Here is a 434-nt window from a genome sequence, read left to right on the forward strand (position 1 = left end):
ACCCTGTATATGGTGCTGCTGGCGGCGTACACCGCACTCTTGCATCAATACAGCGGCCAAGAGGACATTGTCGTCGGCACGCCGATTGCCGGACGACCGCATGCCGATTTGGAGCCGATCCTCGGCATGTTCGTCGGTACGTTGGCACTGCGAAACTATCCGACAGCGGAACATACCTTCCGCAGCTACGTGGAAGAAGTGAAGGTTCAGGCTCTGCAAGCCTACGAACATCAGGACTATCCATTTGAGGAACTGGTGGAAAAGCTGAATGTGAAGCGGGATATGAGTCGCCATCCGCTGTTCGATACGATGTTTACCCTGCAAACGACCGAGGAAGGCGAACTGCAACTGGCAGATCTGAGCTTCCGTCCATACGGCTTGGAGCAAACACCGGCGAAGTTTGACTTCACGCTGGAAGCCAGAGAGGAAGAGGC

Annotated in this window: 1 protein-coding gene; it reads left to right on the top strand. The window is 55.3% G+C overall.

Going from position 1 to position 434, the window contains the following annotated elements; all coding sequences use genetic code 11:
• A partial coding sequence (locus HFD99_RS24970; protein WP_167441067.1) for a condensation domain-containing protein occupies positions 1 to 434 on the top strand: 434 nt, incomplete at both ends.

Origin of the sequence: Paenibacillus sp. EKM301P (assembly GCF_011800295.1) — a bacterium.
GTDB classification, from domain to species: Bacteria; Bacillota; Bacilli; order Paenibacillales; family Paenibacillaceae; genus Paenibacillus; species Paenibacillus polymyxa.